Annotated in this window: 23 protein-coding genes; 9 read left to right on the forward strand and 14 right to left on the reverse strand. The window is 70.1% G+C overall.

Annotated elements, in window-relative coordinates; genetic code table 11:
- Nucleotides 1-98: 98 nt before the first annotated feature.
- Nucleotides 99-383: a ribbon-helix-helix domain-containing protein gene (locus tag AC07PU_RS00220; RefSeq protein WP_218159399.1), complete on the forward strand. Its 285-nt coding sequence runs from the start codon at nt 99-101 to the stop codon at nt 381-383.
- A 41-nt stretch (nt 384-424) separates the two neighbouring features.
- On the forward strand, nt 425-676 hold the full coding sequence (locus AC07PU_RS00225) for a type II toxin-antitoxin system RelE/ParE family toxin (protein WP_256222710.1): 252 nt from the start codon (nt 425-427) through the stop codon (nt 674-676).
- A 27-nt stretch (nt 677-703) separates the two neighbouring features.
- Here the strand turns inward: AC07PU_RS00225 and AC07PU_RS00230 are convergent, their stop codons facing one another.
- Together AC07PU_RS00230 and AC07PU_RS00235 are read right to left on the reverse strand one after the other, a co-directional pair.
- Nucleotides 704-1420, reverse strand: a complete 717-nt coding sequence (locus tag AC07PU_RS00230; protein WP_495314207.1) for an alpha/beta hydrolase — start codon at nt 1418-1420, stop codon at nt 704-706.
- Nucleotides 1417-3075: an AAA family ATPase gene (locus tag AC07PU_RS00235; protein ID WP_208508615.1), complete on the reverse strand. Its 1659-nt coding sequence runs from the start codon at nt 3073-3075 to the stop codon at nt 1417-1419. Before AC07PU_RS00235 ends, AC07PU_RS00230 begins: the two co-directional genes overlap by 4 nt.
- 111 nt (nt 3076-3186) lie before the next feature.
- Between AC07PU_RS00235 and AC07PU_RS00240 the strand changes: the two genes are divergently transcribed.
- Nucleotides 3187-3819 carry an ankyrin repeat domain-containing protein gene (locus AC07PU_RS00240; RefSeq protein ID WP_495314210.1) on the forward strand — a complete coding sequence of 211 codons (633 nt, stop codon included), beginning with the start codon at nt 3187-3189 and terminating at the stop codon, nt 3817-3819.
- A 17-nt stretch (nt 3820-3836) separates the two neighbouring features.
- On the opposite strand, the gene AC07PU_RS00245 is transcribed toward AC07PU_RS00240, so the two are convergent.
- The 4 genes from AC07PU_RS00245 to pdxR all read right to left on the reverse strand — a co-directional run bounded on the left by AC07PU_RS00245 (nt 3837) and on the right by pdxR (nt 7830).
- On the reverse strand, nt 3837-4346 hold the full coding sequence (locus AC07PU_RS00245; RefSeq protein WP_495314212.1) for an endonuclease V: 510 nt from the start codon (nt 4344-4346) through the stop codon (nt 3837-3839).
- Nucleotides 4343-5470 (reverse strand): hypothetical protein, encoded by a 1128-nt coding sequence (locus AC07PU_RS00250; RefSeq protein ID WP_495314214.1) that lies wholly within the window; start codon nt 5468-5470, stop codon nt 4343-4345. Before AC07PU_RS00250 ends, AC07PU_RS00245 begins: the two co-directional genes overlap by 4 nt.
- Nucleotides 5471-5492: 22 nt before the next feature.
- Complete coding sequence (locus AC07PU_RS00255) at nt 5493-6242, reverse strand: extensin-like domain-containing protein (protein ID WP_495314216.1); 750 nt, start codon at nt 6240-6242, stop codon at nt 5493-5495.
- A 112-nt stretch (nt 6243-6354) separates the two neighbouring features.
- Entirely contained in the window at nt 6355-7830 is a 1476-nt protein-coding gene (gene pdxR / locus AC07PU_RS00260) for a MocR-like pyridoxine biosynthesis transcription factor PdxR (protein ID WP_495314218.1), read from the reverse strand.
- A gap of 116 nt (nt 7831-7946) precedes the next feature.
- Here pdxR and AC07PU_RS00265 point away from each other — a divergent pair, with 116 nt between their 5' ends.
- Complete coding sequence (locus AC07PU_RS00265) at nt 7947-9215, forward strand: 4-aminobutyrate--2-oxoglutarate transaminase (RefSeq protein ID WP_495314220.1); 1269 nt, start codon at nt 7947-7949, stop codon at nt 9213-9215.
- The gene (locus AC07PU_RS00270; protein WP_495314222.1) at nt 9212-10678 is read left to right on the forward strand and encodes an NAD-dependent succinate-semialdehyde dehydrogenase; all 1467 of its coding nucleotides are present in this window, start codon (nt 9212-9214) and stop codon (nt 10676-10678) included. Before AC07PU_RS00265 ends, AC07PU_RS00270 begins: the two co-directional genes overlap by 4 nt.
- Before the next feature lie 21 nt (nt 10679-10699).
- Here the strand turns inward: AC07PU_RS00270 and AC07PU_RS00275 are convergent, their stop codons facing one another.
- The 6 genes from AC07PU_RS00275 to AC07PU_RS00300 are packed head-to-tail and all read right to left on the reverse strand — an operon-like array spanning nt 10700 to nt 17801.
- Entirely contained in the window at nt 10700-12265 is a 1566-nt protein-coding gene (locus AC07PU_RS00275) for an ABC transporter substrate-binding protein (protein WP_495314224.1), read from the reverse strand.
- 26 nt (nt 12266-12291) lie between these two features.
- A complete protein-coding gene (locus AC07PU_RS00280) occupies nt 12292-13956 on the reverse strand; it encodes an ABC transporter ATP-binding protein (protein WP_495314226.1) in 1665 nt (554 codons plus the stop codon).
- Nucleotides 13953-14747 (reverse strand): ABC transporter permease, encoded by a 795-nt coding sequence (locus AC07PU_RS00285; protein WP_495314228.1) that lies wholly within the window; start codon nt 14745-14747, stop codon nt 13953-13955. Before AC07PU_RS00285 ends, AC07PU_RS00280 begins: the two co-directional genes overlap by 4 nt.
- Before the next feature lie 41 nt (nt 14748-14788).
- Nucleotides 14789-15733, reverse strand: a complete 945-nt coding sequence (locus AC07PU_RS00290) for an ABC transporter permease (protein WP_093346492.1) — start codon at nt 15731-15733, stop codon at nt 14789-14791.
- 27 nt (nt 15734-15760) lie between these two features.
- On the reverse strand, nt 15761-16639 hold the full coding sequence (locus AC07PU_RS00295) for a hydrolase (protein WP_208507552.1): 879 nt from the start codon (nt 16637-16639) through the stop codon (nt 15761-15763).
- A gap of 28 nt (nt 16640-16667) precedes the next feature.
- Nucleotides 16668-17801, reverse strand: a complete 1134-nt coding sequence (locus AC07PU_RS00300; RefSeq protein ID WP_495314231.1) for a C45 family autoproteolytic acyltransferase/hydrolase — start codon at nt 17799-17801, stop codon at nt 16668-16670.
- 148 nt (nt 17802-17949) lie between these two features.
- Between AC07PU_RS00300 and AC07PU_RS00305 the strand changes: the two genes are divergently transcribed.
- Nucleotides 17950-18855, forward strand: coding sequence for a LysR substrate-binding domain-containing protein (locus AC07PU_RS00305; RefSeq protein WP_495314233.1), 906 nt, complete (start codon nt 17950-17952; stop codon nt 18853-18855).
- A gap of 69 nt (nt 18856-18924) precedes the next feature.
- Here AC07PU_RS00305 and AC07PU_RS00310 read toward each other — a convergent pair whose 3' ends face one another.
- Complete coding sequence (locus AC07PU_RS00310; RefSeq protein WP_495314235.1) at nt 18925-20115, reverse strand: DUF8607 domain-containing protein; 1191 nt, start codon at nt 20113-20115, stop codon at nt 18925-18927.
- 157 nt (nt 20116-20272) lie between these two features.
- Between AC07PU_RS00310 and AC07PU_RS00315 the strand changes: the two genes are divergently transcribed.
- Entirely contained in the window at nt 20273-20551 is a 279-nt protein-coding gene (locus tag AC07PU_RS00315) for a ParD-like family protein (protein WP_296740093.1), read from the forward strand.
- Nucleotides 20548-21342: a type I methionyl aminopeptidase gene (map, locus tag AC07PU_RS00320; protein ID WP_495314238.1), complete on the forward strand. Its 795-nt coding sequence runs from the start codon at nt 20548-20550 to the stop codon at nt 21340-21342. The genes AC07PU_RS00315 and map overlap by 4 nt, the downstream gene beginning before the upstream one ends.
- On the opposite strand, the gene AC07PU_RS00325 is transcribed toward map, so the two are convergent.
- Nucleotides 21324-22745 (reverse strand): tryptophanase, encoded by a 1422-nt coding sequence (locus AC07PU_RS00325; protein WP_495314240.1) that lies wholly within the window; start codon nt 22743-22745, stop codon nt 21324-21326. The two genes, map and AC07PU_RS00325, sit on opposite strands and share 19 nt — an antisense overlap.
- Nucleotides 22746-23016: 271 nt before the next feature.
- Here AC07PU_RS00325 and AC07PU_RS00330 point away from each other — a divergent pair, with 271 nt between their 5' ends.
- On the forward strand, nt 23017-23475 hold the full coding sequence (locus tag AC07PU_RS00330) for an Lrp/AsnC family transcriptional regulator (RefSeq protein ID WP_495315787.1): 459 nt from the start codon (nt 23017-23019) through the stop codon (nt 23473-23475).
- The last annotated feature ends 3 nt before the right edge of the window (nt 23476-23478 follow it).

Below are 23478 nucleotides of genomic sequence, written 5' to 3' on the forward strand. Positions count from 1 at the left end.
ACCTCGCACGGGCAGCCGCCATCAGGGTCTTCTGTGTTGGACGTACTCGAGAGAGTATGACAAAGTATGATCCACGCAGACCTGAAGGAGCGTGACCCTTGCCCAGCACCCTGGAACGACTGACCGTGACCATGCCTGTAGAAATGGCTGCGACCATCAAACAGGCGGTGGACGAGGGCGAGTACGCCTCGACCAGCGAAGTGGTGCGCGAAGCCCTGCGTGAATGGAAGACGCGGCGCCAGTTGATGCTCGCCGAGCTGTCCGTCCTCAAGGCCGATATCGATCGAGGGCTGGCGGATGTGGCTGCAGGCCGCGTCAAGGACTTCGATGCCGATCGCATCATCGAACGCGGGAGACAGCTATTGGCCGCACGCTCCAGCTGACCGAGAGTGCCGAGCAGGATCTGGCGGAAATCTGGTCATACATCGCCGAGGGAGCCTCGGAGGCCGTTGCCACCCGTTTCCTGGGAAAGTTGCACTCCACCTGCCAGGGGCTGCTGGCATTCCCGATGGCGCACCCCGAGCGTCGACAACTCGCACCTGAGCTGCGCGTCGTCTTTCATGGCGCCTATGCGATCTACTATCGACCGGACGAAGGGGTGGTGACGATCGTTCGCGTCCTGCACGGTGCGCGTGATCTGGGCGCGATCGCCGATCAAGGCGGGTTCGACGCCTGACGGGCCGAATCCTTCAAGCCCCAGCGCTCAAGCGGCCCTCGCCGCCTCATCCCCCAGGAAGAACGCCACCGCCCGCCCCACCACCCAGGGCACGATCACATGGTCCCCATCGAAGGGCTGCAGCGTGAGGTCGTGCCCGCTCTCGAGCAGCCGCCGAGCGTGCGGATGGGCGCTGGTCTCGATCGGCAGCTGGCTGTCCGAGCGGCCGTGCGCGAGAAAGAAGCGCGGCGTGCCGGCCTGCGCGAAGCTGTTCATGAAGCCGGCCGACAGGCCGATCACGTGGCTCGCCACGTCGCCGTTGGTGAGGCCCAGCGACAGCGCGTAGCTGCCGCCGTCGGAGAAACCCGCGAGCGCGAGCCGCGCGGGGTCGATCCGGAAATGCCGCGACACGGTGGCCAGCGCGTTGTCGAGCCGCTCGAGGTCGGGGCCATGGCCGCCGACCACGATGTCCCAGGTGGCGTACATCGACTGCGGCGCCAGCAGCAGGAAGCCGCGCGAGCGCGCATGGGCGACGAAGTGCGGCAGCACGCGGTTGGCCTCGCCGCCCGCGCCATGGAACATCACGAGCAGGGGCAGCGGCGCATCGGCGGGCAGGCCTTCGGGCACGACCAGCACCGCGTCGCGGCCTTCGTCGAAGCCCAGGTCGTGACGGCCGGGCGGCAACGGTTCGTACAAGGGCGCGGCACCGGGCCGGAAGGCCATGCGGCCCGTGAGCGCGCCGCCGAACAGGGTGGGGTCGATCATGCGGTGCCTCCGGGCGATGCGGCGGGCGCGATGCCGCGGAACACGGCGCACTGCGCGAAGGACTGCGTGGACAGCGGCAGTTCCTTGCGCCGGCAGTACTTGCTCGTGAGCTTGAGCAGCTCCTTGATGTCGCGGCCGCTGGCGCCCGCGTAGTCGACCACCAGCCGGTCGATCACGGCGGCGGGCAGTTCCACGCCGAGCTGGGCCGACAGCGTGGCCCACAGGCGCCGCGCATCCTCGGGCCCGGGCGGCTGGTAGTCGATCACCGCGATGCAGCGCGAGAGGATGGCCTCGTCGATGTCGCCGACGCGGTTGGTGGTCATGAACAGCAGGCCGCTGAAGTACTCGAGCGTGCGCAGGAACTCGGCCACGATGGCGTTGTGCTGCAGGTCGTTGTCGCGGCGCCGGATGTAGACGTCGGCCTCGTCGAGCAGCAGCACGCAACCCCAGCGCGCGGCGCGCTGCAGGATGCGCGTGAGGCTGGTCTCCACCGAGCTCGCCGTCACGCCGAGCTGGCCCGAATGCACGCGGTACAGCGGCTTGCCGACCACCTCCGCATAGACCTCGGCGGTCAGCGTCTTGCCCAGGCCGGGCGCGCCTTTGCACAGGATGGTGGTGCCGCCCGACTTGCCGGGCACCACGTCCTCGACCAGGAAGTTGCGGTCGGCCGTGAGAATGTCGATCAGGTCGCGGTGCGCCTGCGGCAGCACCAGTCGCTCGCGCAGGCCGGGCTGGTACCGGTACTCCTGCACATGCTGCGCATGGACCCAGATGTTGCGGTGCCAGTCGAGGTGGAACAGGTGCAGGTAGCAGTGCTGGGGAATGCGGTCGAAGCCCTGGGCGATGCCGCTCTCGCGCCAGTGGTGCGGATCGGCGGCCAGGTCGAAGCGGCGGCGCAGCAGCTCCTCGTCGTTCACGCAGCGCACCGCGGCGGCCTCGGGCAGCCGGTGGCACTCGAGCGCCGCGCGCGGGCCCTCGCCCGCGGTCCACACGCTGCCGCCGACGGTGAACTGCGCGCCGTGCTGCGGTTGCAGCTTGCCGAAGCGCTCGAGCTGCATCTCGTACTCGCGCTTGAACTCCGCGCACTCCTTGTGAAAGCCGTGGTCGGCGAACAGGTCGGCCAGCGTGCGCTGCGGCAACTGCTCCTCGTAGAAGCTCAGGCCCCAGGTCATGCCCGCGAAGCGCAGCCGGGGCTCGGAGGGCGGCTCGCGGCCGGCCGCCTGCAGCGTGTTGGCGAGCAGGCCCACGAGCACGTAGGCATTGCCCTCGGTGGGCTTCACCAGCCGCACCGTGTGGACCAGCCAGGGCAGCAGCACGCCGTCCTTGCCGCGCTGGTAGAGCCAGCCGTCGATCGCGTCGCGCGCCAGCCATTCGGTCAGCGCCGGCACCATCGCCTCGAGGTTCGCGATCGGCTGCAACTGCGATTCGCCGTTGAGGTTGTCGAGCGCGAGCAGCTGGAACACCAGGTCGCGCGCGCCCTTGCCGAGGCTCAGCTGGTAGAGCAGGTTGAGCGAGCGGCCGTCGAAGTGGCGGCTCGACACGACGCGTATGCCGCTGCAGGCCCCCTGGCCGCCCAGCTGGAGGCCCAGCGGCGACTGCGCGCCGACCTGGCTGCGCAGGACGGCGGCCAGCATCTCCGGTATCTCGAGTTCCACGGCGTCTCCTCGTGTCGCCTGTCCATGCTAGCCCGGCGCGGGCGCCCGGCGATTGACCTGGGTCAAGCCCGTGGGAAGATGGCCCGACGCAGACAAGGAAGGAAAGCGCCCATGCCCCCGCCCTCGAAGACCTCGCTGTTCGCCGCCGCGAAGGCCTGGGACGCGGCCTCGGTTCAGGCCCAGCTGGCCCAGGCGCCGGCGCTGGTCGGTGCCACCGATCCGCGCGGCCGCGCGGCGATCCATCTGGCCTGCACGGTGAAGGCCGAGGGCGCGCAGCGCGCGGAACCGCATGGGATCGAGACCGTGACCGCGCTGCTCGATGCGGGTGCCGACCTCGAGGCCGAGGTGCCCATGAACGAGGACGAGGGCGACTTCCGCGCCACGCCGATCTGGTACGCGGTGGCGCGCGGCGAGAACCTGCCGCTTGTGAAGTTCCTCGCCAAGCGTGGCGCGAACACGAGCTGGTCGCTGTGGGCCGCGGTGTGGCGCGACGACGCGGCGATGTGCCGCGTGCTGCTCGCGAACAGGCCCGCGCTGAACCTGCGTGTGCACGGCGAAACGCCGCTCTTCTATGCGGCCCGTCTGCAGCGGCTCGAGACCCTGGCGCTATTGATAGCTGCCGGTGCCGATGCGTCCGTGGCCGACGAGCAGGGGCGCGATGGGGTCGACATCGCGCGGGCGCGGCGTCTGCCGAAGGAGCTCATCGAACGGCTCGAGCGATCGAAGCGATCGCGTCCCGCGTAGATCCACGCAAGCGTCGGCTAGACCTGCGCGCGCTGGCGCGACAGGCCATCGACCCGCCTGAGCATCTCGGGCAGCCGGTAGGCACCGGCCATCGCGCGGATGTGCGCCCTGGCCTGCTCGAGCGGCATGCCCGCGGCCGTCACGAAGAGCGGGCGCGCGCTCTCGCCGCGCAGCAGTTCGGTCTCGGGCGGCGCCCCCGCGAACCTCGTCTTCGCGACGCCGATCACCGGGGTCGCGCGGCCGAGCTTGTCCCAGAGCACCGCGCCGAGGCCGTCGCGCGGCGGCGTGCCCAGCGTCACGTAGCCGTCGATGACGATGCCGGCGAGCGGTTCGGCGACCTGCGCGAGCACGGCCTCGATGCAGGGCAGCTCGCGGCGGTAGAACGCGCCGGGCACATAGTCCTCGACCTGCGGCACCGGCACCAGGATCTCGCGCACTGGCGCGGTGTCGTGCCAGTCCGCGAGCAGCAGCCCGGCGGCCATCGCGCCGCCCGACTCGGCGTAGGCGACATCGACGGCGAGGATCACGCGGGCTCGACGGCCGCGAAGCCGATGCGGGGTGACGTGATGCGGCCGTTCGCGACCGCGAGCACGAAGCGCAGGGTGTCGCCCTCGACGACGACCTGCACGCCGAGCTTGGCCGTCATGGCCTCGCCGGCGAGTTGTGCGCCGCCCCAGCTCGCCGTGATGTCGCGTGCGGACAGCGCCGCGATCTCCGCGCCCAGCCCGCGCCCCACCGATTCCGAGCGCAGCACGATGGTGTTGAGGCCCTGCTCGTGTCCGTCCATCGACACCTGCAGGCCCGGCAGCGCGAGCAGTCCGTCCCCGAGCCGCAGCTCGCCCGACAGGGCCGTGCGCCCGAGCAGCGTGCGCGCCTGCGCGGTCAGCCCCTGGGCCTGCGTGCCCAGCCCCTGGCGCAGCATCGATTCGGCGAAGGGCCGCAGCCGGAGCTTGCCGCGCTCGGAGATCCACGGGCCGATCAGGCTCTTGCGGCGCTCGAACTCCACGCCCGCGAGCGGCGCCGAGGCGAACTGGTAGAGGTAGCTGCGGCCGTTCGGCGCGTCGACGTAGAAGCCGAGCGGGCTCACGCCCATGCGCGAGTCGGGGCCCACGTGCTCGACGGTGGCGTCGTTGAAGTCGACCAGCCCGTGGCGGATCGGCACGGTCACGTCGGCATCGAACAGCAGGTGCGCGTCGGTGATGCGGCCGCGCAGGGTGCCGTCGATCTCGCCGAGCGGGCCGAGCTGCCAGGCATCGGCCGGCGGCGGCAGCGTCGTGCCGTCGGCGGGATGGGTGGCTTCCCACAGCTGGCGGAACTGCCGCGGCAGCACCAGCGGGCCGTGCAACTTCAGGCCGGCGAATTCCGCGTCGCGGGCCTCGATGGTGCCGACGCGCAGCGCCCCGTTCTCGGCATGCACGCGCGCGACCAGCTCGTGCACGGCGATGCGCTCGATCTCCAGGACCAGCGCGCCCGTGGCGAGCCGCAGGGCCGTCGCTTCGAGCCGCGCGATCCGCAGTTCGCGCGTGCCGTCCTGCCCCGTGGTCCAGCGCACGCCCTCGAGCGCGAAGCGGTTCGGATCGGCATCGCCGCGCGCGCCGAGTTCCAGGCCCAGCACGAGATCGACGAGAGAGGCAGCGAGGGAAGCGCTCATGGGGGCTTTCTAGCAGACGGGCTCAGCGGCACATCGGAAACCCGCCCGTCTCCAGATGGAAGTGATCGCGGTGCGCCGCGTTGTACTCGGGCCCGAGCACGCCGCGAAAGAACCGGCAGGCGCCCAGGTGGGCATCGTTCAGCAGCGCGGCCGAAGGGTTCGTGGCGTCGATGCGCCAGTCCTTGCGCACGTTGACGCGGCGTCCGTCCGCGAGCACGAAGCCAGCCACGTCGAAGGCATCGGCCGTGGCATGCCGGCTGCGTGGCGCACCGGGCATCGCGCCTTCGCCGCGGTTCACGTTGCGGCAGGCATAGCTGCCGAGGTGGTCGACCGCGGCGACCGGCTGTCCGAAGTGCCGCATGGCCGCCGGCTGCAGCGCATGCTTCTCCCACATGAAGAAGGACAGCGCCATCGGGCAGCTCAGCGTGGGCGCGCTGCCCAGCCGGACGCCGGCCGAGCGCAGGCGCACCGCGTTCTCGAAGCCGCAGCCCGGGCCGGTGATGCGGTCGGGCACGCGCTCGTACTGCATGCCGGTGTCGGCCAGCGCGGCCTGGCAGCGCACGGGGTCGCCGCGTGCGCGGGCCAGCTTGTACGAAGTGAGCCAGTTGGGCGCCGCCGTCACGTCGAGCGGTGCCCAGGGATCGTGGCGCTCGGGCACCTCGATGGCGCCCGTGAAGACGGCCACCACGCCGGCGGCGATGGCGACGACCAGCGCGAGGGCCAGTCGGCGTCCGAGGCGGGCGGGTCGATCTTGCGCGGGCGGCAGGGGCACGGGGAACGAAGGCGGTGAATGCGAAAGCCTCATTGGGACCCGACCGCGCGCGCGGCGCTGTCGGGATGATCGGCCAGCGCGTGTAGGCCGATGCGAACCGGGCGGGTGCCGCTCAAGGCCGGATGCAGTCGAGCAGCACGCGGAACGCCGGCTCGATGTTCGCCTCCTCCACGCAGGCATAGCCCAGCAGCAGCCCGCGCCGCCCGTCGCCGCGCCGGTAGTAGCGCGACAGCGGCCGCGAGAGCACGCCGCGCGCCTGCGCCGCTTCCATGATCGCCACGTCGTCGCGGTCCTCGGGCAGCCGCAGCACCAGGTGCAGCCCGGCATTGCTGGCCTGCGGATGCAGATGGTCGGGGCCCAGGTGCTCGGCGATCAGCCCGGCCAGCAGCGCGCGCCGGCGCGCATAGAGCACGCGCATGCGGCGGATGTGGGCGGCGTAGTGGCCCTGGCCGATGAGCTCGGCCAGCGCCACCTGCGTGATGGCGTGGCCCTCGCGATAGAGGTCGGCATGGGCGGTGCGGAAATGCGCGGCCAGCGCGCGCGGCAGCACCATGTAGCCCACGCGCAGGCCCGGGAACAGAGTCTTGCTGAAGGTGCCGATGTAGATCACCGGGCTGTCGTCCTCGAGCCCCTGCATCGAGGGAATGGGCCGGCCCGCGAAGCGGAACTCGCTGTCGTAGTCGTCCTCCACGATCCAGCTGCCCGACTGGCGCGCGAAGTCGAGCAGCTCGCGCCGGCGCGCCAGGCTCATCACCGAGCCCAGCGGGTACTGGTGCGAGGGCGTGACGAAGATCAGCCGTGGCGCGCTGCCGCCGCGCGGCCAGCCGGCCCCGGGGCCGTCGCCCTCGGCCTCCACGCGCAGCGGCCGCACGCGCCAGGCACCCATCTGCAGCAGCTTGTGGAAGCCCCAGTAGCCGGGCTCCTCGACCCACACGGTGTCGCTCGGGTCGGCCAGCATGCGCAGCGACAGGTCGATGGCCTGGTGCACGCCCTCGGTGATCAGCACCTGGTCGGCATCGCAGCGCACCGCGCGCGCCACGCGCAGGTGCTCGGCCACGGCCTCGCGCAGCGCCGGGTGGCCGCCGCCATGCGAATAGGTCAGCAGCTCGGGCGCGGGGTCGCGCCACAGGCGCGCGACGATGCGGCCGAAGGCGCGGTGCGGGAACTGGGTCACGTCGGGCACGCCGGGCATGAAGGCGCCCCACTGGCGCGCCGCGGCCGAGGCATCGTCGACCAGCGCCTGGGCGCGCCGGGCCAGCCGCACCGGCGCGGCGCGGGCCGGCGCGGTGGCGGCGCCGCGGCCGGTGGCCAGCTGGCTCTCGGGCGTGGTCTCGGCCACGAAGGTGCCGCTGCCTACGCGCGAATGCACGTAGCCCTCGGCGCGCAGCTGCTCGTAGGCATGCAGCACGGTGTTGCGCGACATGCCGGTCTCGCGCGCCAGGTCGCGCGAGGCCGGCAGCGCGCTCGAGGGCGGCAGGCTGCCGTCGAGGATGGCGCCGCGCAGGCAGTCGTAGAGCTGGCGGTTGAGCGCGGCGCCGGCGGCGGGGGCGATGCGCTGCAGCACCAGGTCGGCGCAGATGGATTTCATGGCTTTTTGGATTGGCTCCATCCTGATTGCAGGAAGTGGATCTTTTTGATGGAGCCAATTGCGCATTCAATCAGAACTTCCGATCGACCTCCAGCCTTTCCCGGACGCCTTCAGCCATGACCACCAACTCCGAACTCCAGACCCGCCGCCTCGCGGCCACCCCGCGCGGCGTGGGCGTGATGTGCGGCTTCTATGCCCAGCGCGCCGAGAACGCGACGCTGTGGGACATCGAAGGCCGCGAATACATCGACTTCGCCGCCGGCATCGCGGTGCTCAACACCGGCCACCGCCATCCGCGCCTGGTGGCCGCGATCCAGGAGCAGCTCGGGCGCTTCACGCACACGGCCTACCAGATCGTTCCCTACGAGAGCGTGGTGACGCTGGCCGAGCGCCTCAACGCGCTGGTGCCGATCTCGGGCCCGGTGAAGACGGCCTTCTTCACCACCGGCGCCGAGGCGCTCGAGAACGCGGTGAAGATCGCGCGCGCCCACACCGGCCGCGCCGGCGTGATCGCCTTCGGCGGCGGCTTCCATGGCCGCACGCTGATGGCGCTGGCCATGACCGGCAAGGTCGCGCCCTACAAGACCGGCTTCGGCCCGTTCCCGGCCGACGTGTTCCACGTGCCGTTCCCGAGCGCGCTGCAGGGCGTGAGCGCCGACGATTCGCTGGCCGCGATCGAGAAGCTGTTCAAGGCCGACATCGACCCCAGGCGCGTGGCCGCGATCGTGATCGAGCCGGTGCAGGGCGAGGGCGGCTTCAACGTCGCGCCCACCGCGCTGCTGCAGGGCCTGCGCCGCCTCTGCGACGCGCACGGCATCGTGCTGATCGCCGACGAGGTGCAGACCGGCTTCGCGCGCACCGGCCGGCTGTTCTCGATGCAGCACCACGGCGTCGAGCCCGACCTGATCACCATGGCCAAGAGTCTCGCGGGCGGCATGCCGCTGTCGGCCGTGGCCGGCCGCGCCGCCATCATGGATGCGCCGGCGCCCGGCGGCCTCGGCGGCACCTACGCGGGCAATCCGCTGGCGGTGGCCTCGGCGCACGCGGTGCTCGACGTGATCGCCGACGAGAAGCTCTGCGAACGCGCCGCCGCGCTGGGCGAGCGCCTGGTCGGCCGGCTGCTGAAGATCAAGGAATCGAACCCGGCGCTGGCCGAGGTGCGCGCGCAGGGCTCGATGGTCGCGGTCGAACTGCGCGATGCGGCCACGGGTGCGCCCGATGCCGAAGCGGTGGCGCGCGTGCAGGCCAAGGCGCTGGCGCAGGGCCTGGTGCTGCTGAGCTGCGGCATGTACGGCAACGTGATCCGCTTCCTCTACCCGCTGACCATTCCCGACGCGCAGTTCGAACGCGCGCTGGCCATCGTCGAGGAGGCGTTCTCGGCATGAACTCCCCATCCACCCTGGGCCTGCAGCGCCCCGACCTGCTGCGCGGCGCCGGCCTGATCGACGGCCAGTGGGTCGCGGCCGACGATGGCGCCACCTTCGCCGTCAACGACCCCGCCACCGGCCGACACCTGGCCGACGTGCCGCGGATGGGCCGCGCCGAGACCGAGCGCGCCATCGCCGGCGCCGCGGCCGCGCTGCCCGCCTGGCGCGCGCGCACCGCGCCCGAGCGCGCACGCGTGCTGCGCCGCTGGGCCGAGCTGATGCTCGCGCACCAAGACGACCTGGGCCGGCTGATGACGCTCGAGCAGGGCAAGCCGCTGGCCGAGGCGCGCGGCGAGATCGCCTATGCGGCCTCGTTCATCGAATGGTTCGCCGAGGAGGCCAAGCGCGTGGACGGCGAGGTGCTGCAGCCGCAGCGCGCGGGCCAGCGCATCGTGGTGCTCAAGCAGCCGATCGGCGTGTGCGCCGCGATCACGCCGTGGAACTTCCCGGCCGCGATGATCACGCGCAAGGTCGGCCCCGCGCTGGCCGCGGGCTGCACCATCGTCGTCAAGCCGGCCGAGCTCACGCCGCTGAGCGCCTTCGCGCTCGGCGTGCTGGGGCTCGAGGCCGGCCTGCCGCCCGGCGTGCTGCAGATCGTGGCCGGCAACGCGCCCGAGATCGGCGCCGCGCTGTGCGAGAGCCCGACCGTGCGCAAGCTCAGCTTCACCGGCTCCACCGGCGTGGGCCGCGTGCTCGCGCAGCAGTGCGCGCCGACCATCAAGAAGCTCTCGCTCGAGCTCGGCGGCAATGCGCCGCTGATCGTGTTCGACGACGCCGACATCGACCGCGCCATCGAGGGCATCGTGGCCTCGAAATTCCGCAACGCGGGCCAGACCTGCGTCTGCGCCAACCGCATCTACGTGCAGGCCGGCATCTACGACGCCGTGGCCGCGCGGCTGGTGGCCGCGGTCGAGGCGATGCGCGTGGGCAATGGCCTCGAGGCCGGCACCACGCAGGGCCCGCTGATCGACGGCCGCGCGGTCGCCAAGGTGCGCCAGCACATCGACGACGCGCTCACGCAGGGCGCCGAGCTGCGCACCGGCGGCAAGCCGCATGCGCTGGGCGGCAGCTTCTTCGAGCCCACCGTGCTGACCGGCGTGACGCAGGCCATGCGCGTGGCGCGCGAGGAGACCTTCGGGCCGCTGGCGCCGCTGTTCCGCTTCGAGACCGAGGAGGAGGTCGTCGCGATGGCCAACGATTCGGAGTTCGGCCTCGCCGCCTACCTGTTCACCGAGGACCGCCGCCGCCTCTGGCGCGTGGGCGAGCAGCTCGAGACCGGCATGGTCGGCATCAACACCGGCCTGATCTCGAACGAGGTCGCGCCCTTCGGCGGCGTGAAGCAGTCGGGCCTGGGCCGCGAGGGTTCGCGGCACGGGATCGAGGACTACCTCGAGCTCAAGTACCTCTGCCTGCAGGACTGAGCATGGCGGCGCGGCGGCCGCTCACGATGCCTTCGCGGCCGCCGACACGCCCCACAGCCGGGGCTTGCCTTCCCACACCGAGAAGCCGCTCAGGCGCTTGCGCACGCCCCAGGCGTCGATGCCGTTGAACAGCATGATCATCGGCACCTGCTGGATCATCAGCGCGTGGATCTGGTCGAACAGGGCCTGGCGCTTCTTCGGGTCCGATTCGGCGAAGCTGTCGTCGAGCAGCTTGAGCGCCTGCGGGTCTTCCCAGACCTTGCGCGACTGCTTGTCCTTCGGGCCCGAGAACTGCTCGTAGCTCAGCGCCGGGTCGAGCCGCGACGAATAGGTGAACGAGCTCATCTGGTAGTTGCCGCTGTTGTAGCGGTCGAGCTGCGTCGCCCATTCGAGCACCTCGATCTGCGCGTTGATGCCCACCGACTGCATCATGGCCTGCGCCAGCACCGCCACCGTGTAGCTCGGCACATGGGCGCGCTTGTTGGTCTGGATGACGATCTTTTCGTTCCTGTAGCCGGCCTCGCGCAGCAGCCTGGCGGCCAGCGCCGGGTCGTAGTGGTAGCCCTTCTTCTGCACCGGGCCGTAGAAGGCCGAGCTCTTGTGGATGGCGGCGTTGTTCACCGTGCCCAGGCCCTCGGAGGCGGCCGCCACGATCTGCTCCATGTCGAGCGAGGCCGCGATGGCCTGGCGCAGCTTCTGGTTCTTGAGCAGCGGATCGCGGGTCTGGATCAGCAGCGCGTTCTTGGTGGCCTCGGTCGGCGCCTGCACGACGAGGTTGCGGTCGGTCTTGAGTTCCTGCGCGTCGCTCGAGGTGATCTGGGCCGCGTCGATGGCGCCCGACTTCAGGCCCGCGGCGGCCGTGGCCGCGTCGGGCACGACCAGGAAGCGCACCGTGTCGACCAGCGGCGCCTTCAGGCCCACGTAGCCGTCGACCTTGGTCGCGCCCGGCGGCGAGGTGTAGCCCTTGAAGGCCGTGACCGTGACGTACTCGCCGCGCTTCCATTCGCCGAATTTGAAGGGGCCGGTGCCCACGGGCTTGTCCCAGCTGCCGTCGGCCTTGACCGAGCTCTTGTGCAGGATCGCCGTCATGCCGCAGTCGGAGCGCGCCAGCGAATCGAGGAACACGGCCGAGGGCCGGTTGATCTTCATCGTGAAGGTGGCGTCGTCGGGCGTCGCGGTCTCGACCACCTTGAGGCCGTTGCGGCCGTCGTACTCGCTGAGGCAGCGCCAGTCGGTCTTCGGGTCCATGTAGCGCTTCCAGCTCCAGGTCACGTCGGCCGAGGTCAGCGGCGCGTCGTTGTGGAACTTCACACCACGGCGCAATTTGAAGGTGTAGGTCAGGCCGTCGGGCGACACCTCGACCGACTGCGCGAGCAGCGGGCCGACGCTGCCGTCCTGCCGGTAGCCGACCAGGCCCTCGACCATGTTGAGCACGATGCCGTCGGTGGTGTTGTCGCGGTTCACGCCCGGGTTGGTGGAACGGATGTCGGCCGGCTGGGCGACCGTCACCGTGGTCTGGGCCAGCGCGGCGCCGCAGGCGAGGCTGGCGCCGGCGAGGGCCGCGAGTCGGAAGAAGGGACGGGACATGGAGGACTCCTGCGAAAAAAAGAACTTCAGGCGAGGGCGCTCTCGGCGCCGAAGCGCCAGCGCAGCCGCACGCCGCCGGCCTCGGTGGGCTCGAGCGCCGGGATGGCGGACAGCAGCCGGCGCGTGTAGTCCTGCCGCGGCGTGTCGAACACGGTGTCGCGCGTGCCCTGCTCGACGATGCGGCCGTCCTGCATCACGACTACGCGGTCGGCCACCTGCTCGACCACGCCGAGGTCGTGGCTGATGAACAGGCACGAGAAGCCGTGGCGCTTCTGCAGTTCGGCGAACAGCTCGAGCACCTGGGCGCGCACGGTGACGTCGAGCGCTGACACCGGTTCGTCGGCGATCACGAAGGCGGGCCGGCGCACCAGCGCGCGCGCGATCGCCACGCGCTGGCGCTGGCCGCCCGAGAGCTGATGCGCATAGCGCGGCGCGTAGGCAGTGCCGAGGCCGACCTCGTCGAGCACCTCGGCCACGCGCTTCGCCTTGTCGGCCGTCGACATGCCGGGCACCAGCCGCAGCCCCTCGCCGACCAGCTGGCCGATGGTCATGCGCGGATCGAGCGAGGCGTAGGGGTCCTGGAACACCATCTGGCACTGCAGCCGGTAGTCGGCCCAGCCGGGGTCGGAGCGCGCGATCGGGCGGCCGCGGAACAGGATCTCGCCGCCGCCGGGCTTGAGCAGTCCGGCGATGGCGCGGCCCAGCGTGGTCTTGCCCGAGCCCGAGCCGCCGACCACCGCGACCACCTCGCGCGGACGCACCACGAGGTCGATGCCGTGCAGCGCGCGCCTGGGCGCGGTCTTGGCGAACAGGCGGCGCCGGCCCGGGTAGTCGATGACGAGGTTGCGCACCTCGACCACCGGCGGCTCGTCGGCCACCGCGCGCGCGGGCAGCCGGCGCGGCATGGCCTGCAGCAGCTCGCGCGTGTAGGGGTGCTTCGGCTGCTCGAGCAGGTCCTCGGTGCGGCCGGTTTCCTTCACCTCGCCATGCCGCATCACGACCATGCGCTGCGTGAAGCGCGCCACCATCGGCAGGTCGTGGCTGATCATCAGCACGGCGGTGCGGTGCTCGCGCGTGAGGCCTACCATCAGCTCGAGCACGTCGCGCTGCACCACCGCGTCGAGCGCGGTGGTCGGTTCGTCGGCGATCAGCAGCGCGGGCTCGAGCAGCATCACCGAGGCCAGCATCATGCGCTGGCGCATGCCGCCCGAGAACTCGTGCGGCCAGGCCGCGAGCGCGCCCTGCGGATCGCGGATGCCCACGCGCGCGAGCATGTCGAGCACGCGCGTGCGCCGCGCGGCGGGCGACAGTTCGCGGCGGTGCAGCGCGAGCGCTTCCTCGAGCTGGCGGCCGATGGTCATCGACGGATTGAGCGAGGTCATCGGCTCCTGGAACACCATGCCCACGCGCGCGCCGCGCAGCTCGCGCAGCCGCGCGGGCCTGGCGAGCGCGAGGTCCTCGCCCTCGAACAGGATGCGGCCCGCGGTGCGCACCAGCGGCGGCGGCGTGAGGCCCATCAGGGCGCGCGCGGCCTGCGTCTTGCCGCTGCCCGATTCGCCGACGATGCCGACCATCTCGCCGGGCGCGATGTCGAAGCTCACGTCGCGCACGATCTCGCGGCCGCCGGGGCCGACGGCGAGCGTGAGGCCTTCGACGCTGACCAGCGCGGCGGTGGTGGGAGTGGAAGTCATTGCACGCCCTTCATGCGCGGATCGAGCCAGTCGCGCACCGCGTCGCCCAGCAGGTTGATGCCCAGCAGCGTCAGCGCGATGCACAGGCCCGGAAGAATCGAGAGGTGGCTGGCCTGCGCCATGAACGGCCGCGCCGAGGCGAGCATGTTGCCCCAGGTCGGCGCCGGCGGCGGCACGCCCAGGCCGAGGAACGAGAGCGCGCTCTCGGCCAGGATCACCCAGCCGAACATCGAGGTGGCCAGCACCGTGAGCGGCGCGGTGCAGTTGGGCAGCACGTGGCGCACCATGGTGTAGAGCTCGGAGTTGCCGAGCACGCGCGAGGATTCGATGAACTCCTTCTCGCGCAGCGACAGCACCGTGCCGCGCACGATGCGCGTCACCGAGGGCGTGTAGGCCAGCCCGAGCGCGAGCACGATGCCGTACTGGTTGGCGCCCACCACCGCGAGCAGCCCCAGCGCCAGCAGCAGGCCCGGGAAGGCCAGCAGCGCGTTGTTGAAGGCCATCACGATGCGGTCGGTCCAGCCGCGCAGGAAGCCCGTGAGCACGCCCACGATGCTGCCCACCACGATCGAGAAGCCCACCGTGAGCACTGCTATCCAGACGCTGGTGGCGGCGCCGGCCATCAGGCGCGAGAGTTCGTCGCGGCCGAACTCGTCGGTGCCCAGCAGGTAGCGCGCGCCGGGCAGCTTGAGCCGCGAGCCGAAGTTGATGCGCAGCGGATCGTGCGGCGTCCACACCAGGCTCAGGAGCGCGGCGGCCACGACCAGGCCGACGATGACGAGGCCGACCATTGCGTTGAGGGGAAGGCGTTTGTTGCGGGTCATCTTCGTGCCTATTCGACGGCGACGCGGGGGTCGAACAGGGGATAGCAGAGATCGATCACGAGGTTGACCACCACGTAGATCACCGCCACGAACAGCAGGCAGCCCTGGATCACCGGGTAGTCGCGCGCGAAGATCGCGTCGACCAGCAGCCGGCCCAGGCCCGGGATGGTGAACACGGTTTCGACCACCGCGATGCCGCCGAGCAGGTTGCCCAGCACCAGGCCGATCAGGGTCCAGGTCGGGCCGAAGGCGTTCTTGAAGGCGTGACGCATCAGCACCGCGCGCTCCGACAGGCCCTTGGCGCGCGCATGCGTGATGTAGTCCAGGCGCAGCACCTCGAGCGTGCTGGCGCGGGCCATGCGCATGAGCACGCCGATCTCGTGCAGGAACAGCGTGAGGATCGGCAGCACCAGGTACAGCAGGCCGTTCTTCCAGTCCTCGGCGATGCCCACGTAGCCCACCACCGGCAGCCAGCCCAGCTTGAGGCCGAACAGCAGCAGCAACAGCAGGCCGAGCCAGAAGGTCGGGATCGACACCAGCAAGGTGGCCGAGCCGACCAGCAGCAGGTCGGGCGCGCGGTTCTGCTTCCACGCGGCGACCATGCCGGCCGGCACCGCCACCAGCGCGGCCAGCGCCACCGCCACCAGCACGATGCGGCCGCTGATGAGGAAGCGCTCGGCCACCAGCGAGAGCACGTCCTGCCCGCTGTTGATCGAGGTGCCGAGGTCGCCCTGCAGCACATGGCCGAACCAGATGCCGAACTGCGCCGGCAGCGAGCGGTCGAGGCCGAGCCGCGCGCGCAGGTCGGCCAGGCTCGCGGGCGTGGCGAGGTCGCCGAGCAGCAGCTGCGCGGGGTCGCCGGGAATCAGCCGGATCAGGACGAACACCGACACCGCCACGATCAGCAGGGTGGGGACGGCCATCGCGATGCGGGCCGCTGCGAAACGGAACATGGGCCTTCTTCCTCGTGGTGGGTGGGGTCAGGCCGGCGACGGCGCGGCGCGCAGTTCTTGCAGGGCCTTGGCGAAGAAGTCCTGCACATGGCCCACGCAGGCCAGCCCGTTGTGCGGCACGTTGTCGAGCAGCTCGAAGGCCACCTTCACGCCGGCCGCCTCGAAGGAGCGGCGCAGCGTCTCGAGCCGCTCGGGCCGCGTGCGGCCGGCATCGTTGGCGCCCGGCATGAAGAACTTGCCGCCGGGCTTGTGCGTGATCTCCCAGGTCTCGATGTCGGCCTTGCCCGCGATCATGTGCACCGGCAGGCGGCGCAGCGCCTCGAGGTCCATGGGCTTGCCGAAGCGGGTCTCGAAGTCCTTCGTGCCGACCCACCAGCCCTGCTCGGGATCGATCAGGGTGACCGAACCTGGCGCGCCGATCGACACGGCCCACAGGCGCTCGGGGTGCAGCATCGCGAAGCGGTTGACGAACTGCCCGCCGCCCGAATAGCCGAACAGCGCGAAGCGGCCGAAGTCGCAGCCGAACTTCTCGCCCACCTCGGCCACCATGTCGAGCAGCACCTGGTCGTAGCGGATGTCGGCCTCGATCAGGTGCTTGAAGCCGTCGCGGTTGCCGTCGCCGCGCACGCCGGCCGGGAACAGCGGGCACAGCACGATGCAGTCGTTCCATTTCGCGAAGCCGCTGAAGGCCTCGCGGTAGTTGACGAAGGCGCGGCCGGTGCCGTGCACCACCACCACCAGCTGCATCGGCCGCGTGCCGGGCTGGCCCACGTGCTCGGGCACGTAGGTGCAGTAGGAGAAGCGCGGGTCGCTGCGCGCGGCGTAGATGGTGCTCGGGCCCAGGTCGTAGAGGGTGCGGGCGCGCCGCTCGGCGAGGGCGGCGGGGGCTTCGGTGGTGTCGGTCATGAGGGAAGGCAGGAGGAAGGGGGAGGGACTACAGCGTGTATTCGCGGAAGTGGCGTGCCTCGTAGGGCTTGCGCGCCACCCACATCACGCGGTTGGCCGCGTCCATCAGGGTGGTGGCCACGGTGGCCGAGATGCTGCTGAAGTCCGCGGGCTTGGGCGTGCGCAGCACGCCGTCGGGCTTGCCGAACTCGTCGGCCAGCGCGGCTTTGACATCGCTCCAGTCGATGCGGCCCTCGACGCGGCGCAGCGCGTTCTCCACGCGGTGCTGGCGGTAGATGCTGTCGGGCCGCTGCGGCAGGCCGGGGTCGCGCAGCTTCAGCGTGGCCGCGGGCGACATCCAGTGGTTGGCATGCACCAGCAGGTCGTTCTCGGGCAGGGTCCAGAAGATCTCGCCGGGCGAGGTCTCGAGGCTGATGCCCGAGCCGTCGTTGCCGCTGGCCTGCGCGAGGATCATGTTGTTGGCGCAGTAGCGCTTCGAGGCCCAGATGGTCTTCATCGCCTGCGCCAGGTTGGCGGCTTCGAGCACGCGGCGGCGCAGCAGCACCAGCGGCACGCCCGGGCCCTTGCGGAAGTCCTCGTCGCAGGTCAGCGAATTGCCGGTCAGCGACACGCCCTGGCTGTTGAAGCCGTGGCGCGCGAGCGCGCCGGCCTCGGTGAAGCTCAGCATGTCGGGGCCGTTCTCCGCGCGGATGCGCAGCACGATGCCGGTGTCGACGCATTCCTGGCGCCAGTCCCAGTTGTGGGCATGCATCAGGCGGCCGCTGGCCGAGCGCGCGGGCAGCACCACGAGGCCGGTGCAGTCGCCGTCCTCGCTCGATGCGGCGTCGATGGCCGGCGCGGTGGCCTGCTTCATGTCGGCATAGCCGAACAGCATCTCGGTGCGGCAGTTGATCATCACCACGTCCTCGAGCGCGACGCCCGCGCCTTCGGCGATGCCGCGCATCTCCTCGAGGTAGCTCGCGTCGTAGGCTGCGATCACCGGCAGCATCGACTGCGCGAGCTGGCGGATGGTGGCGTCGTCCAGGCCGCGGCGGCCCAGCTGGGCGCGGTAGAGCGCGATGCCGCCGGCCACGCGCTCGGGCACCGCGCGGCCGTGCTGCACGCCGCGCTCATGCGGCGTGCCGGAAACATCGACGAGGGGAAAGTATTCAGGGGTGGTCATGGCGTTGGTTTGTCATCGGCCTGCCGCGCGAAGGCGGTAGTGAACGGCGCGGCGGTGGCGATGGCCCGCATTGTTTGGCAGGCACAGGAAAAAATAAATTTAAAAATCGTTTAGAGTTAATAAAGGATTTGTTTATCGTTCAGGTCCCATGAGCACCATCCGTTTCCTGCGCACCTTCGTCGCCGCGGCCCGCGGCGGCTCGTTCGCGGCCGCGGCCGACCAGGTCGCGCTGACCCAGGCGGCCGTGGGCCAGCAGATGCGCGCGCTCGAGGCCGAGATGAAGAAGTCGCTGTTCGACAAGACCGGCCGCACCATGGTGCTGAGCCCGGCCGGCCACCTGCTGCTGCCGCGCGCCGAGGAGCTGCTCGCGCAGTACGAGTCGATGCGGCGCGACCTGCAGGACCAGCGGCAGATCGCCGGCACCATCAAGCTCGGCTCGCTGATCTCGGCGATGGGGCTGCTGTCGAGCACGCTGGCCGTGTTGAAGTCGCTGCATCCGAACCTCGAGGTGGAGCTGCGCGTGCGCGAGCAGACGCAGCTGATGCAGGACGTGATCAGCGGCGAGCTCGACGCGGCCGTGGTGGTCGAGCGCCAGTGGCCCGAGGTGCCGGGCCTGCTGTGGACGCCCTGCTACGACGAGGCGCTGACCGTCATCGCCAACTCGGGCATCGCCTCGGCAGAGACGCCGATCGCGAGCCTGTTCGCGAACCATCCCTTCATCCGCTTCGACCGCCGCACGCCGACCGGCGCGCGCATCGACAAGATCCTGCGGCGGCTGCAGTACGTGCCGAAGGAGTTCCTCGAACTCAACTCGCTGCTGGCCATCGCGGAGCTGGTGCGCAAGAACGTGGGCTTCACCATGGCGCCGCTGCTGAAGAACTTCGACTGGGAGAGCGACCCCGCGCTGTGCGTGCTGCACCTGCCGGGCCGGCCCGTGGCACGGCGGCTCGGCATGCTCGAGAACGGCAAGCGCAGCCATGTGACGGGGGTGGTGCGCGAGGAGATGCTGGCGCATCTGCGGCGCATGAAGCCGGCGGCGGCGGCGGGGCTTTGAGGGGGCGGCGGCGATCGCAGCGGCGTTGAAGGCCTCGGGTCAGGAGGCGGGCTGGCAGAGAAGCGGGGCCTACGAAATCCAGTCCGCCACGGCTTTCCAGCGGCGCACCTGCTGATCGTCGATGTCGATGTTCGGCTTGGCCGTGGCCTGCTTGTCGCAATAGGCGCGGACGATGGCCTCCAGCTTGTCGGATGTCAGGCCCACTATCGCGGCGGCATTGATATTGGCCAGCATTTCCTGGCGGGTGGTGTATGTCGTCGCGCTCAAGGGGTTGAAGCCGGCCCCCTCGTCTGCCAGGGTGCGGCCACCATTGCGCATCTCGTGCTTCACGCAATCGGCCGGGCTTTGGCGTGCAGCCTCTTCCTTGCGATAGGCTGCCACCTGTCGGGCATGCGAGGCCTGCCATCGTTCCACCTCGACCTGCACCTGGGCCTTGGCATCGGGGTTGGCGCACAGGGTTCGCACCATCTTGATGGCGGAGGGCGTTGCCGAGAGCGTCGCATTGGCACCGATCGCCGCGAACGCGCTCTTGCAATCGGCCGTGTTGAAGAGCTGCCGGTATTCAGCGATCGCGCTGTGGACTTCCGGCGGCGAGCGCTCGAAAGCCATCGCCACGTCGCTCGAGGTCAATCGCATGCCGCCCTGCAGAAAGAGCGAGACCACCCGGGCGTCGCCTTCACGCAGCGATTGATAGAGACGGCCATGGTCCCATTGCACGCCCGAGTTGGAAAGTTCCTTGCGTGGGTCGTCGCTGGTTTCGCGCTTCAAGGTAGCGGTCTTCTCGTTGATGGAGGAGAGGATCGTCGTGGTCTTCTTCTGCTCGTCCAGCATCGATTGAGAAATACCCAATTGCTTCTGTGCGACGGCGATCGCCGTCACGTTCTTGGCGAGGATGCCGCCTTCGTCGGCGCTGGCAAAGGACTTGGCGCTGAAGAAGAGACAACTGAGCGCGAACAGCATCACGACGTGCACCCCGTGCGCTAGAAAGGGATTCGGGCCCGACCAGATCCAGTTGAGTTCCGAGTCCTTGTTCGAAAGGCGGTGCCACCAGGGGGCGGGCGCCGATTCCTCGCGACCCCACAGCGAGGCGATCAGGTAGATGGCAACCGCCACCGCGACGATGCCGAGGAGGCCAACGGCAATCCAGCCACCGCGCGGCGTCAGGAGGTCGCCCAGAAATCCCACCGCCGCGCCAGGTAACGCGCCAGTGGCTACCAGTCCGGTCATTCGCTTGACGATCTTCGGGTCTTCTCCTGCCATCGAATCCTCCTGTTTCAAAAATTGTAGGCGAGCGATCCACGCATTCGTCGCGGCCCGGGGTCGCGACGCGCCTTGAACCCAAGGACTTCGTGACCGTGCAAGGCTTGCTGCGACACTTGCTATATGATTCGTATACGTTTCATATAGAAGAAAAACCATGGGCATCGTCAAGATCTCCGACCTCATGCACGAGAACCTGCGCGTCGCAGGCACCGCGCTGAGCCGTTCCATCAACGCGCAGGCCGAGCACTGGATGCGCATCGGCATGCTGGCCGAGCTGCATCCCGACCTCGATCACCGCGAGCTGTGCCAGCTGCTGGTGCGCGCCGAGATGGCCGGGGGGCTCGACCTCGCGATGGCCTGCGCGCCGAGCGAGCCGCATGCGCCGCGGCCATCGGGCCGCGCGGCGGGGCGAACGGCGAAGGTCGTGCAATGAACATGGCCGTGCCCCTGAAGACGCCCGAGCAGATCGCGCTGTCGCGCAAGGCCGGGCACCTGGCGGCCGAGGTGCTGCAGATGATCGGCGCGCACGTGAAGCCCGGCGTCACCACCGAGGAGCTCGACCGCCTCTGCCACGACCACATCGTCAACGTGCAGCGCGCGATCCCGGCCAACGTGGGCTACAAGGGCTTCCCGAAGACCGTGTGCACCTCCGTCAACCACGTGGTCTGCCACGGCATTCCCTCGGCGCAGAAGACGCTGAAGAAGGGCGACATCGTCAACATCGACGTGGCCGTGATCAAGGACGGCTGGTTCGGCGACTGCAGCCGCATGTATTTCGTCGACGAGCCGAGCCCGCTCGCGCGCCGGCTGGTCGAGACCACCTACGAGGCCATGCGCGCCGGCATCCTGGCCGTGCGCCCGGGCGCGACGCTGGGCGACGTGGGCCATGCGATCCAGAGCGTGGCGCACCGCGAGCGTTTCAGCGTGGTGCGTGAGTACTGCGGCCACGGCATCGGGCAGATCTACCACGACGATCCGCAGGTGCTGCACTACGGCCGGCCCGGCGAAGGCCTGCGGCTCGCGCCCGGCATGGTCTTCACCATCGAGCCGATGATCAACGCGGGCCGCCGCGAGACGCGCGAGCTGCCCGACGGCTGGACCGTGGTCACGCGCGACCATTCGCTGTCGGCGCAGTGGGAGCACATGGTCGCGGTGACTGAAGAGGGCTTCGAGGTCCTCACGCCCTGGCCCGAAGGCACAGGCAGCTATCCGCCGATTGCCTGAGCACGGGCCGCGTCGGTCTCCGCCCAGCGAAAACGCGCCGTGAAGTTGCGCAGCAGCACCGGCTCGTAGGTGAAGACCATGCCGCGGATGCGCGCGGCGCGCCGCGCCACCTCGGCCAGCGCGTCGGCCACGTAGTCCATGTGGTCGTTGGTGTAGACGCGCCGCGGGATCGTGAGCCGCATCGATTCGAGCGGCGCCTTCTCCTGCAACCCGGTGGCGGGATCGCGCCCGAGCAGCAGCGAGCCGATCTCCACCGCGCGCACGCCCGCTTCGAGATACAGCTCGCAGGCGAGCGCATGTGCCGGAAAGCTTTCGGCCGGCAGGTGCGGCAGCAGCGCGGCCGCGTCGACGAACACCGCATGCCCGCCGGTCGGGTGCTGGATCGGGATGCCCTGCGCGCGCAGCCGCTCGCCGAGGTAGGCGACCTGGCCGACGCGGTAGCGCAGGTAATCGGCATCCATGGCCTCCTCGAGGCCGACCGCGAGCGCCTCCATGTCGCGGCCGGCGAGGCCGCCGTAGGTGATGAAGCCCTCGCTGACCACGCAGCGTTCCTGCACGGCGCGAAACAGGTCTTCGTCGTCGCGGAAGCTGCAGAAGCCGCCGATGTTGACCAGCCCGTCCTTCTTCGACGACATCACTGCGATGTCGGCGCAGGCCATCATGTCGCGCACGATGCCGGGCACGTCGCGCTGCGCCTGTCCGGCTTCGCGTTCGCGGATGAACCAGGCGTTCTCCGCGAAGCGCGTGGCGTCGATCACCACCGGAATACCTGCTTCGCGCGCGAGTTGCGAGGCCGCGCGCAGGTTGGCCAGCGCGACCGGCTGGCCGCCGCTGGTGTTGCAGGTCACGGTGGCCACCAGCGCCACCACGTTGGCCGCGCCATGGGTCTCGATCAACCGCGCGAGTTCGTCGAGGTCGAAGTTGCCTTTCCAGTCGTGGTAGGTGGCGGTGTCCAGTGCCTCCTTCGTCAGTGCGTTGAGCGCGCGCGCGCCGGCCAGCTCGATGTGGAGCTTGGTGGTGTCGAAGTGGAAGTTCGACAGGAACACCGGCTGCTTCGCGCCGCGGCGCTTCACGAGCTCTGGGTAGAGCAGCTGCTCCGCCCCGCGGCCCTGGTGCGCGGGCACCGTGTGGCGATGGCCGAAGACCTTCTCGATGGTGTCGGCGAGCCGGTAGTAGCTGCGGCTGCCGGCATAGGCCTCGTCGGCCGCCATCATCGCGGCCCACTGGCGGTCGCTCATCGCGCCGCTGCCGCTGTCGGTCAGCAGGTCGATGAAGACGTCGTCGCTGCGCAGCAGGAAGGGGTTGAGCCCCGCTTCGAGCAGGGCCTGTTCGCGGTGCGCGCGGCTGGTCAGGGCGATGCGCTCGATGGTCTTGATGCGGAACGGTTCGGGGATGCGCTTCATGGGTTCTCCTGGTCGAAGCTCGGTGCGGATGGATCGGATGGCTGACCCCGGGCATTCGCGAGTGGCGATGCAATGCAGTTGCGCATTCGTTGCCTATCGAGAGAAGATGTCTCGCCTGCTCTCGCCCCTGGGTCGAGCTCGCAACGATTCTTTCGCCCGGCTCGCGCAATGGGTTTTCATCGCGCCTGGGGATCACCCCTCGAAGAAGAGAAGTTCTTTCGCCATTCCCACCAAACAGGAGAACATCTTGCAACCCGTACCGCTGGACTCGATGGACACCCGCATGCTCGAGGTGCTGCAGGGCCATGGCCGCATCTCCAACCTCGAGCTCGCGGCCGCGGTCGGGCTCTCGCCCGCGCAATGCAGCCGCCGGCATCACCGGCTCGAGGAAGAAGGCGTGATCGCGCGCTACGAGGCGCGGCTGCGGCCCGCGGCCGTGGGCCTGCGCGTGATGGCCTTCGTCCACATCGCGATGGAGCGCGGCCACGTGCGCGACTTCAAGCGCTTCCGCCAGGCCGTGACGCAGCTGCCCGACGTGCTCGAATGCCACTCGGTGACGGGCGACGTCGACTACGTGCTCAAGGTGATCGCGCGCGACCTCGAGGCGCTCAGCACCTTCCTGACCGAGAAGCTCTCGGCGCTGCCCGGCGTGAGCATGGTGCGTTCGAGCGTGTGCCTCGAGGAACTCAAGGGCGGCGCGGCGCTGCCGCTGGCGCAGGCCGGTCGCTGAAGT

The organism is Variovorax sp. GW821-FHT10D07 (assembly GCF_059415325.1).